The organism is Hydrocoleum sp. CS-953, assembly GCF_002260545.1.
GTDB lineage: Bacteria > Cyanobacteriota > Cyanobacteriia > Cyanobacteriales > Microcoleaceae > Trichodesmium.
The window spans coordinates 1-11,400 of the sequence record NZ_LGSU01001374.1; the positions used below are offsets into that span (position 1 = coordinate 1).

9 protein-coding genes, 1 other RNA gene and 2 pseudogenes are annotated in these 11,400 nt (G+C 33.0%); 9 read left to right on the top strand and 3 right to left on the bottom strand.

From position 1 onward, the window contains the following. A partial coding sequence (locus tag AFK68_RS39940; protein ID WP_210407641.1) for a hypothetical protein occupies positions 1 to 207 on the top strand: 207 nt, incomplete at its 5' end. Positions 208 to 834: 627 nt separating this feature from the next. Next, a complete protein-coding gene (locus AFK68_RS26685) occupies positions 835 to 2,259 on the top strand; it encodes a deoxyribodipyrimidine photo-lyase, 8-HDF type (RefSeq protein ID WP_210407642.1) in 1,425 nt (474 codons plus the stop codon). Between the two features lie 17 nt (positions 2,260 to 2,276). Here AFK68_RS26685 and AFK68_RS37425 read toward each other — a convergent pair whose 3' ends face one another. The 3 genes from AFK68_RS37425 to AFK68_RS26695 form a co-directional block, all read right to left on the bottom strand. Then, positions 2,277 to 2,432: a hypothetical protein gene (locus AFK68_RS37425; protein ID WP_168186673.1), complete on the bottom strand. Its 156-nt coding sequence runs from the start codon at positions 2,430 to 2,432 to the stop codon at positions 2,277 to 2,279. Between the two features lie 777 nt (positions 2,433 to 3,209). Beyond that, positions 3,210 to 3,396: non-coding RNA, 6S RNA (gene ssrS / locus AFK68_RS26690), on the bottom strand. Between the two features lie 298 nt (positions 3,397 to 3,694). Further along, complete coding sequence (locus AFK68_RS26695; RefSeq protein ID WP_094676566.1) at positions 3,695 to 4,846, bottom strand: 5-(carboxyamino)imidazole ribonucleotide synthase; 1,152 nt, start codon at positions 4,844 to 4,846, stop codon at positions 3,695 to 3,697. Positions 4,847 to 6,696: 1,850 nt separating this feature from the next. Between AFK68_RS26695 and AFK68_RS46615 the strand changes: the two are divergent. The 7 genes and pseudogenes from AFK68_RS46615 to AFK68_RS26725 all read left to right on the top strand — a co-directional run. Next, a pseudogene (locus AFK68_RS46615) lies at positions 6,697 to 6,960 on the top strand (L-histidine N(alpha)-methyltransferase); the annotation flags it as partial. Between the two features lie 204 nt (positions 6,961 to 7,164). Next, positions 7,165 to 7,876 (top strand): annotated as a pseudogene (locus AFK68_RS26705) (L-histidine N(alpha)-methyltransferase); the annotation flags it as partial. A gap of 1 nt (position 7,877) precedes the next feature. After that, positions 7,878 to 8,042 carry a hypothetical protein gene (locus AFK68_RS37430; protein WP_168186674.1) on the top strand — a complete coding sequence of 55 codons (165 nt, stop codon included), beginning with the start codon at positions 7,878 to 7,880 and terminating at the stop codon, positions 8,040 to 8,042. 617 nt (positions 8,043 to 8,659) lie between these two features. Continuing rightward, positions 8,660 to 10,009 carry a 5-histidylcysteine sulfoxide synthase gene (ovoA, locus tag AFK68_RS26710; protein WP_094676568.1) on the top strand — a complete coding sequence of 450 codons (1,350 nt, stop codon included), beginning with the start codon at positions 8,660 to 8,662 and terminating at the stop codon, positions 10,007 to 10,009. 106 nt (positions 10,010 to 10,115) lie between these two features. Continuing rightward, entirely contained in the window at positions 10,116 to 10,400 is a 285-nt protein-coding gene (locus AFK68_RS26715) for a hypothetical protein (RefSeq protein WP_094676570.1), read from the top strand. A gap of 2 nt (positions 10,401 to 10,402) precedes the next feature. Beyond that, on the top strand, positions 10,403 to 10,690 hold the full coding sequence (locus AFK68_RS26720) for an SET domain-containing protein-lysine N-methyltransferase (RefSeq protein WP_094676572.1): 288 nt from the start codon (positions 10,403 to 10,405) through the stop codon (positions 10,688 to 10,690). Positions 10,691 to 10,867: 177 nt separating this feature from the next. Beyond that, positions 10,868 to 11,400, top strand: a 533-nt coding sequence (locus AFK68_RS26725; protein WP_094676574.1) for a hypothetical protein, incomplete at its 3' end; no start/stop codon positions are given.

Below are 11,400 nucleotides of genomic sequence, written 5' to 3' on the forward strand. Positions count from 1 at the left end.
TTTGTGAAAAAAACTGTAGGGGTTTGGTCTCCAAATACCACGTTAAATTTGGTTGGTAAACCAAGGGTTGAGAAACCAAACGAAGAAAAAAAAACAAGCCGAAAAGGCTATCCAATTTCTTTTAGGTTGTTATATCTATCGTTTATCCCTGTTTATAATGTTTACTCTTTCTTGCTTCGTTCTTCTTCCTTTATGCCAAAAATATAGCTGCTCTAATTAATTTTAGGGTAGTCCTTTGATGATTGTGATTTATTGTGGAGGTAGGCAACTTTTTAGAGGAATAGTATTTCCTAGCCTACTTAAATTTTTTTCAGAATATCACTACTTGTACATCACTACCCATTTTAGACAGTTATATTTATCGTTTATTCCTTTTTATAATGTTTACTCTTCCTTACTTCTTACTTCTTACCGAATAATTAAGGTTTAAAGCCTTCTATAGCAATTCCCAAGAGGCGTGAGGTACAAAATTCTACGCTTTAGGCAACAGGCAACAGGCAATAGGCAACAGGCAACAGGGAATAAAGAAGAAAGATAAAACTATACCTTACTAACCTGAGAAACGCTATATTTCAAGAGAAACAATGAATTTATTTTCCTTTTATTCAATCCAATCCGTTTTAGGGAGAGGTAATTATCAATTATCCATTATCAATTATCAATTANAGAAACAATGAATTTATTTTCCTTTTATTCAATCCAATCCGTTTTAGGGAGAGGTAATTATCAATTATCCATTATCAATTATCAATTATCAATTATCAATTATCAATTATCAATTATTTAATTCTTCTTTCTTCCTTCTTTCTTCTACCAACAGTAAACTTAAAGAAAATGTCTAACTTAATCCTATTTTGGCATCGACGCGATCTACGCATTTCAGATAATATCGGACTGACACAAGCATCTCAAGAAAGTCAAACAGTAGTAGGTATATTTTGTCTTGATGAAAATATTCTCAAACGAGACGATATTGCTCCTGGAAGAGTTACCTATATGATTGGTTGTTTACAACATTTAGAAAAACGCTATAAACAAATAGGAAGTCAACTATTAATAATCTCTGGAAAACCTACAGAAACTATTCCAAAATTAGTAACTTTTTTGGAGGCAAAAGCTGTATATTGGAACCTAGATGTTGAACCTTATAGTAAGGAACGCGATCGCCAAGTTAGAGAAAATTTAGAAGCAGCAAATATTCAAGTAAAAACTTTTTGGGATCAACTCCTTCATTACCCAGAAGAAATATTTACTGGAACTAAAAAACCTTATACTGTCTATACTCCTTTCTGGAAAAATTGGAAGAGCAAAAAAAAATTAGCTCCAGTTAATATTTCCTTACTCAAAGGTTTAACTGAAGAGCAACTTCAAGACACAAAAAAAATAGGAGTAATTGACTTACCTATTGCTAAAGAATTAGGATTTAATTGGGAAAATAAACTCATTCTTGAACCTGGAGAAACAGCAGCATTAGAAAAATTAGAAACATTTTCTAATGGAGCAATATATTCATATCAAGAACAGCGAGACTTCCCTAGTATTGATGGAACATCTCAACTAAGTGCTGCTCTAAAATTTGGCACTATTGGTATTCGTACAGTTTGGACAAAAACTCAAGAATTAATCAAAAATTGCCGTAGTGAAGAAGCATTTGCAAATATAGAAACCTGGCAAAAAGAAATAGCATGGCGCGAATTTTATCAATATGTTATGTACCATTATCCCCAATTAGAAACAGGTCCTTACCGAGAACATTGGAAAAATTTTCCTTGGGAGAATAATAAAGCATATTTTCAAGCTTGGTGCGAAGGAAAAACAGGTTATCCTATTATTGATGCTGCTATGCGTCAGTTAAATGAAACAGGTTGGATGCACAACCGTTGTCGGATGATAGTTGCCAGTTTTCTGACCAAAGATTTAATTATTAACTGGCAATGGGGCGAAAAATATTTTATGCAGAATTTGATAGATGGCGACCTTTCTGCTAATAATGGAGGTTGGCAATGGAGTGCTTCGAGTGGAATGGACCCAAAACCTTTGAGAATATTTAACCCTACATCTCAAACGCAGAAATATGACCCAGAAGCAGAATATATTCGGGAGTGGGTTTCAGAATTACGGAATGTAGATACAGAATATTTAGTTACTGGTAAAATTCCTGTGGATGAGCGGGAAGTTGTAGGTTATCCTGCGCCTATTGTTGACCATAAAAAAAGACAACGATTATTTAAGTCTCTTTACCAGGAACAGAAAAATTGATTGGGTAGTCATATCTTCTAAGTGAGAATATCTGCCAGAAAAATTTTTACTTGTGGATAAGAGTAAAATATTGGTGAGAAAAATTTTGAAGAATATTTTCCTTCTGGTCTATCATTTCCTAAATTATCAAAAATAGAAAAATTGATTGGGCAGTTATATCCTTTTATTGACATACTCTCCGGCCTAAAGGCGCGGAGATTCTCCTGAAACCAGGATTCTTGGTTCAACGAGTCCACTTAAATTAAAGACCTTGCGGCACCTAACTCAGAGGTGGTTCTCTCCCCAAGCGTTTGCTCTATTCCAAGAGCCTGTTTCCCTATGCCCTACGGTACAGTTCAAACCTTAAAAAAACTTTGGTTCTCTGATATTTGTTGCTTAGAGCAATTGCTAAGTACAAGCATTCGGTGTACAAAACTCCATAACTCTAGTTTTCAAGGTGCAAACGCTACAAGGCTCGGTAGCTATAGGTTTTTATAGCGGTTGAATACCTTTCCGCTTTTTTAAGTATAACATAAAGTCCCCCTAAAAGGGGAGGCTTTAAACCCAATTTTTCGGTAAGAATATCTGCCAGAAAAATTTTTATTTGTAGGTAAGAGGTAAATATTGGTGGGAAAAATTTTGAAGCGTATTTTCCTCTTGTCTATCATTTCCTCAATTATCAAGAATCGGAAAATTAGTTGAGCAGTTATATCTTCTCAGTGACTAGAATATCTGCCAGAAAAATTTTTACTTGTGGATGAGAGTCAAATATTGGCATGAAAATTTAGAAGGGTATTTTCCTTCTGGTCTATTATTTCCTCAATTATCAAGAATAGGAAAATTAGTTGAGCAGACATATTTTCTTAGTACGAATATCTGCCAGAAAAATTTTCACCTTTAGGTAACAGTCAAATATTGTTTGAGGCAATTTTTACTGCTTCTTTTTTTATTATTTCCCAAAACAAAAAAAATAGTTCACCGCAACGCCGTCTTACCTCAGCTTTTGACCTGGATAATACCAGGTGGGTATCTCGGCCCAAGTTTAAAGTTTCTGGGTACAAGCCCAGTTTACTGCCACTCGAACATCTAGATTCCCAATGTTTTTTGATTTGTAGGTCAAAAAAACATTATTGGCAGTCACCAACGTCGTAGTAGAACCTAAGGATTATTATACCTATTATTTTCTGAATGTCACCCCCTTGAGGGTAAGTCAAAAGTCAAAATTAAAAAGTCAAAATTTATGAATTATCTGAAACAAGTTTAAAGAGCTATTCATTATCAATTAATGAAGAATGGGTAATGGATAATTAGTCGATCCAGTAGTGTCGTCTCAAGCCTTAAATGTTACTTTAGAAAAATGGCAAGATGCTGATTTTTCAAAGCTTTTACTTAAAAATCTAATACACTATTTTAAGCTTGACACGGCACTAAAAATTTGGCTTTTACAAGTTTGGCTTCAACTATACCAAATATTCTCTATTTGATTAGCGATCGCCTCACCCTCTCGACGCATAGTTTCAAAATTTTCTCCATCTAGCAAAACCGTCACATGACCTAACTTTCGACCAGGGCGAGATTCTGTTTTGCCATACCACCAAACTGAACTATTAGGAATAGTTTCTAACTTTTGCCGTTTTGTCAAGTAGTAATTTTCCCCAAATTCATAACCCAATAAATTTACCATCACTGCTCCCCTAGTTTTGAGAGCGGTACTACCCAAAGGTAAACCACAAACTGCCCGTAAATGTTGTTCAAATTGGGAAGTCTCAGAAGCATCCAAAGTGTAGTGACCAGAATTATGAGTTCTAGGGGCAATTTCATTAATTAAAACTTTCTTATCTTTAGTAATAAACATTTCAATCCCAAATACTCCTACTACTTCTAAACTATTGAGAAGAGTCTGAGCGATCGCTTCAATTTCTTTTACTAATTCCAAATTTTCATCAAGCACAAAAACTCGCCGACAAACCTGATTTTCTTGTTGAGTTTCTACCAGGGGATAAACCTTAACTTCGCCAGTTACTCCACGAGCAGCAATAACAGCAACTTCTCGCTCAAAAGGAATAAATTCTTGTATTAGAAATTCCGAATTTCCCTGAGATTTTAAACTCTCAATATCCTTAACAATAAAAGTTCCTTGACCATCATAACCATGACGACGAGCTTTTAATACCAGAGGGAAAGATAAAGACTCAATTTCTTTTCCCCACTCCCAAAAGTTAGGAACAGGTAAACCTAAATTTTGCAAATAACACAACTGTTCATATTTATCTAATAACGGCTTCAATACAGATAAACTCGGACGAAAAATTACATTATTTTTAACCAGAGATGACAACTCATATATATTAATAAATTCATTCTCAAAAGTAATCACATCGCAACTATTTGCTAACTTTGTAGTTGCCTTACCATCATCAATTTCTGCCAAAATAATATCTTTTGCTATAGATACTGCCGGGTCATCTTTATGGGGAGTTTGAATAATTAAATCTACTCCTAGTTTTTTAGCTGCATCCGCCATCATCCATGCTAATTGACCACCACCAATAACGCCTACTTTTTGAATTTTTCTGGGTTGGTTTTTACTAATTTCAGTGTTTTTCATTTTTCTCATCAATTCAATTACAACTTTTGTATTTTATCAACAAAAAAATCTCTTTTGTAAGTATTCACCTGTAAGTTATCATCCATTAACTGATACCTATATAAAGTGGGTGGAACTCATATTTGCCAAAATACTTTTTTCCTCCATACCTATTTCCTCCATACCTATTCCCTGTTCCCTGTTCCATAAAAGCGGTAAATTTTCGGCTTTCTTCAAAATTTATATGCACCCTATAAAGTATGAATAATGATAATTTAAAAAATATTCAAAAGGGTGTAAGTAATATCAAATTCTACTACTAAATATAGTGGTGAAGCGTCAGCTAAATCAACTTTTTTTCTGCTACTTTTAATTGATTTTGAATGTAATAAAAATTATATTGTTCTGCACTCTTTCTAATTCTGGATAGTAAGGATTTCCTTGTCGGAATGCTCNACCATAGGAAGCAATCTCAAGCCACCCCTGAGATTGCTTTCCTTATGGAATGCTGCGCAAACCTTCCACCCCGTTCCAGTCGTAATGACAAAAACAATCCGAAAATTCTACTACTAAATATAGTGGTGAAGCGTCAGCTAAATCAACTTTTTTTCTGCTACTTTTAATTGATTTTGAATGTAATAAAAATTATATTGTTCTGCACTCTTTCTAATTCTGGATAGTAAGGATTTCCTTGTCGGAATGCTCCGTATTCATATCGCGCAGCCTCTGACTCCAGAACATGAAAAATCCAGTTCTCTCCAAGAGACTGACTAACAGCTAAATGATTATTCTAGATAATTCAAGTCAAGGTTCTCGAAACCAAGTTTTTGATTTTTAGCCCCATTTCAAAAATTTAGATCCTGATAAATAAACCAATTATTTCTCTAGGCAATTCATGTTCTTTCAGAAACATCGTAATTTTTAAGCATTCAACCGTCAGCTATAGCAATCCTAAATAGTTCTTAATAACTTTTATACCAATTTCATAAAATATTGCTACAGTTATGACACAGGGAACAGGTATGGAGGGAACAGGGAACAGGGGGAAGAAAAACATAAATATTAAAGAAGAAAAAAGGTTTGATTTCCAGAATTTATGGGATTTATATTTTTTTCTTGTAGGAATAAATCAAAAATTCTGATGTAACTGCCTTTTTTGAAAATAGTATTAAACCTTAGAGTGAAAAAGAACAGACTTTTTGCACCAAGTAGTTCAATAATTGATAATTGATAATGGATAATTGATAATTACCTCTCCCTAAAAGGAAAAGGAAGAGAATTGAATAAAAGGAAAATAAATTCATTGTTTCTCCTTTAAAGAAGAGGCTTTAAATCTTAATTATTCGGTAAGAGACACTCATGGAAGATATTTTCACAGCAATTAGCCATGAAACAATATTCATAGAGTAAAGAATGCAAAGGGATCTAATTTCTACTGTTTCACGCAAGTTAAAAGTCAAAAATCATGGATTAAGATTTTGTAGACTCAAAACTTTGACACGCTCAGTAATTTCAGGAAATTATTTCACATCTAAATTGACACAAGGATAGTGAATTGGTATTAGATACAAGGTTTATCAAGTCCGGGTGAGAAAAAGCTTATTTTTTTAGATGCTAATTATACCATTGATCGTGCATTAATACTTTAGTTTTTTTCCTGATGGATAATTTGACTTTTATATTACCTACTTATTTCCCAGAGTTACAGAAGAAGGTATTGATGGGACTTATTAATTGAATTATCTGCTTATTTACTCCCAGCAGAATTTATACTAAAATTCTTCTGGCAAGAATTTTATGATGACAAATTTTTGTCCATAATTGGTTAAGAAAAAACTCTTAACTGTCCACCCTTATGCAGTAAGAAAATAATGCCCCCACAACTTGTGAAAGTTCTCAATGACAGCTATCAAGCTGTTAAAAATGATGGAGAAGATGTAATTGCTGGACTAACTAAAAATCCTAAGACTTTACCCCCAAAATATTTTTATGATGATTATGGTTCTGAATTATTTGAACAAATCTGTGAGTTACCCGAATATTACCCTACTCGTACAGAAACTTCTATCTTAGAAAAATATGCTGATGAAATTGCTCAAATAACTGGTAGTAGCGAATTAGTAGAATTAGGTAGTGGCAGTTCTACTAAAACCCGTTTATTGTTAGATGCTTATCAAAAAATAGGTAATTCGTTTACATACATACCGACTGATGTGAGTGGAGGAATACTTAAAAATAGCGTATTAGAGCTACAAGAAGAATATCCAGATTTCTTTATTCAGGGATTACTAGGAACTTACCAACAAACTTTAGCCTATCTAGAGTCAACTCCTACACCNTGGCAGTTCTACTAAAACCCGTTTATTGTTAGATGCTTATCAAAAAATAGGTAATTCGTTTACATACATACCGACTGATGTGAGTGGAGGAATACTTAAAAATAGCGTATTAGAGCTACAAGAAGAATATCCAGATTTCTTTATTCAGGGATTACTAGGAACTTACCAACAAACTTTAGCCTATCTAGAGTCAACTCCTACACCAACACGAACAATTTGTTTTTTAGGAAGTTCTGCTGGCAATTTTTCTCCACAAGAATTTGATAATTTATTGACTCAAATCACTAGAAGTTTACAGCCAGGAAATTATTTTTTACTAGGCATTGACTTAGATAAATCTAAAGAAATTTTAGAACCTGCTTATAATGACAATCAAGGGGTTACTGCTGCTTTTAATTTGAATATGTTATCTCATTTGAATTGGCGTTTTCAAGGAAATTTTGACATTAATTTATTCAGTCATCAAGCAATTTATAATCAAGCTGAAACTCAAATTGAAATGTATCTATATTGCCAAGAGAATGTTACATTTGCTTTGGAAACTCTTGATTTAAAAGTTAATTTTCAGGCAGGGGAAAGTATTCTAACTGAAATTTCTCGCAAGTTTGATTTGGAAATTTTACAAACACAACTTGAGGCTAAAGGGTTGAAAGTTAAGAAAGTTTGGACAGACCCTAAAAAGTGGTTTGGATTAATTCTTTGCCAAGCTTAACTTGAAGGAAGAAGGAAGAAGGAAGAAGGAAAAAGGAAGAAGGAAGAAGGAAAAAGGAAGAAGGAAGAAGGAAGAAGGAAGAAGGAAAAAGGAAGAAGGAAGAAGGAAGAAGGAAGAAGGAAAAAGGAAGAATAAAAAAATATGTTCATTAATGAATAATGGATAATTNAGAAGGAAAAAGGAAGAAGGAAGAAGGAAGAAGGAAGAAGGAAAAAGGAAGAATAAAAAAATATGTTCATTAATGAATAATGGATAATTACCTCTGGTTAAAACCGTTCTTGATTGGGTATAAGGAAATATTATTTTTTTCCCCTATCCAAGGTGAGGCTAATAAAGCTGAATTATTTAATTAATAATTATTAATTATTCGGTAAACATTTCCTGTGAAATCCTGCCCAAACAGGGGTTATATCTCAGTAATTAGCTGCGTACAAAATGAAGTTATAATAGAGTTTTGAAAGATAAAATTCATTATTAAGTATGCCAAAAAGTACATCAGCTATCCATAGCAAATATGTTTTATGAATTCACAAAAATTTGCTCAATAATTGCACAGTATGTCTTTGGGCTTCTTGAATTTTGCCTATTATTTGACCAATATAAGGTAAGCAAGAAAAATCAAAGAGGCATGAGTATAAGTCATATCAGTATGAAAACTATTCCTGACAAAATATAGAGTTTCTAGCTATGCTTTTACCTAGACTTAATAATTATCCCTAAATCTCTCAATCTTAAACCTTTGGGAAAAGTCACCGATTAAATTTTGAATTTGTTTCTAACAATATGAACCCAATTAAATCTACTACCCCACCAAAACTTGATAGTTACCAAACTGACTGCAACATCCGCCAAGAAATTATCGAATATTTTAAAAATGCTTGGCAACTTGAAGATATTTTAATGAATAGTTTAGTGGGAGAAAAAACATTTTATTTGAATCCCGATCCTTTGAGAAATCCTCTAATTTTTTATCTCGGACATTCAGCAGTTTTCTACATCAATAAATTAATTCGTGTCGAATTATTAGAAAAACATATTGACTCTAACTACGAAATATTATTTGAATTGGGAGTAGATCCAGAAAAACCAGAAGAATTAGACCAAGCGATCGCTAATATTAACTGGCCGAAACTGGAAGATGTTTGGCAGTATCGAGAAAAAGTCTATCAAATTATTTTAGACCTAATTAAGAAAACTCCTCTAAATCTTCCCATCCATCAAAACCATCCTCTTTGGGCGTTAATGATGGGTATTGAACATCAACGAATTCATATCGAAACATCTTCAATGTTGTTTCGGCAACTACCTGTAGAAAAACTAAAACATCCTAGTAATTGGGAATATGCTCCTACTAATAACCAGATAGTTAATAATGAAATGGTAGAAGTTTCTGGAGGAATTATCAAACTAGGAAAACCAGAAGATTATCCTACTTTTGGTTGGGATATAGAATATGGCGATCGCCAAGTTGAAGTTGCACCTTTTGTTGCTAGTAAATATTTAATTACTAATGCAGAATTTCTAGAATTTGTCAAGGCTGGTGGTTACGAAAATCAAGATTATTGGACTCCAGAAAGTTGGCTTTGGAAAACTGAAAATAATATCAAACATCCAAAATTTTGGATACCTAAAAATGGTACATCTATATATAGATATCGAGCCATGTTTGATGAAATGGATTTACCTTTAGATTGGCCTGTGGAAGTCAATCATTATGAAGCAATGGCTTATTGTCGTTGTCAAGGTGAAAATACTCGGTTAATGACTGAAGCTGAATATAATTTAGCAACTTATGCTAATGGCAAAGAAGCAGAAGCGGATAATTATAATCTGAATTTTAAATTTGGTTCTCCTTCTCCGGTTGGTTTATTAGAAACTGCCAAAAATGAATCAGGATTATATGATTTGCGGGGTAATGTTTGGGAATGGTTAAGTGATAAATTCAATCCTCTTTCAGGATTTAAAACTCATCAACTATATGAAGATTATTCAGCTCCATTTTTTGATAATAGACATAATATGATGTTAGGAGGATGTTGGATAACTAATGGTACAGAAGCATTAAAATATTATCGTAATTGGTTTCGTCCGAACTTTTATCAACACGCTGGTTTTAGAATAGTTCAGGGATAATTATAGATTGACAAAAGTTATGACTCAGAAAAAGTTTTACCTATTAACTGACCCAAGTATTATTTGTTCCTATCTGGTATCTAAATAGATTGAAGCTTTTGAAAAAATGCCAGAATTTCAAGGAATATTAGTTAAAGAAGAGGTTCAATCAAACAAAGTAATTACAGAGAGAAAAAAAATTCATCAAAAATACTTTGGTCAAAAACATTTGACTGATGAAGTGTATAAATTATTAATTGATTTGTATCCCATTTTAGAGCGAACTGAAAGAGCAATGATCGAGCGATATGGAGTATCTCAGTATTCTATTAGCGAGCATTCTCAAACCATTTTTCTTGGGAATAATTTGAATGGAAAAAAGGAACGTTACTTGAAGTTGCTCCTGCAGTAGTTTTGCCTCCTGAACAACTACAAATTATAAATAAGACAAAAGTCTTAGATTATTATTTTGTACAGCCATTAGAATATGCTACAACTAAGAAAATAAAAGGATATTTGGTTTTAGGTTTAGCTTCTCTTTGTAATCATGCAGAAGACCCTAATTATTATGTTGAATGGATTGAAGATGAAGTAGGTGCATGGTCACATTTGATTGCCAAAAAAGATATTAAAAATGGTGAGGAAGTAACCCTTTTCTACACCAATATTAATGAATATCCTGATGTTGAAGCCTTTGTTTAAGTGTAAGCATTCAGCTAATTTAAAAATTCACCAAAAGCAATAGCTGATGGCTGAATACTTACACTTTATTGTTCAATTTAGATAAAAAGCTGGCAATACTACTTCAAAATTTTTCTTACCATTAATCAATTAATCAATTCTATCTAAATAAGTAGAAGAATTGCTAGATCAATTAAAATGAAATACTCTCAAATTCTATCCACAGAAGAATTTCAAAGAGCGGGATACTTTCTGCAAGAAAATTTTCTTTCTCAGCCAGAATGCGATTCCTTGTTACAGCTAATTTCCGATTATCGCCAGACAAATTCTGTTTCTAAAATTCATCGGAATATTAAACCCATACCCTTAAATCGTTCTGTCATAGATGGAAAAATAATTCAGTCTGAGATTCCAGAAGTTCAAAAACTATACGAAACTGTGAATCAAGTTATTAACAACCTAACCAATAAACAACTTTTTCCTTTACAAGATATTCAAGTAGGTTGCAATATTAACATTACTGAAAAAGGAGGTACATATCAGTGGCATTATGACCGAAATGCTATTACCGCTCTTTTATATTTGAACAAAGTTGATGGAGGAGAAATTGAATTTTATCCCAATTATAGAATTACCTTACCCAGTGCTAAATTTTCTAGATTTCAGAGTGTGATAGATCGGGTACAACAATTGAGTTTTTTTCGTCACACCTTTGGCAAACAAATTATTAT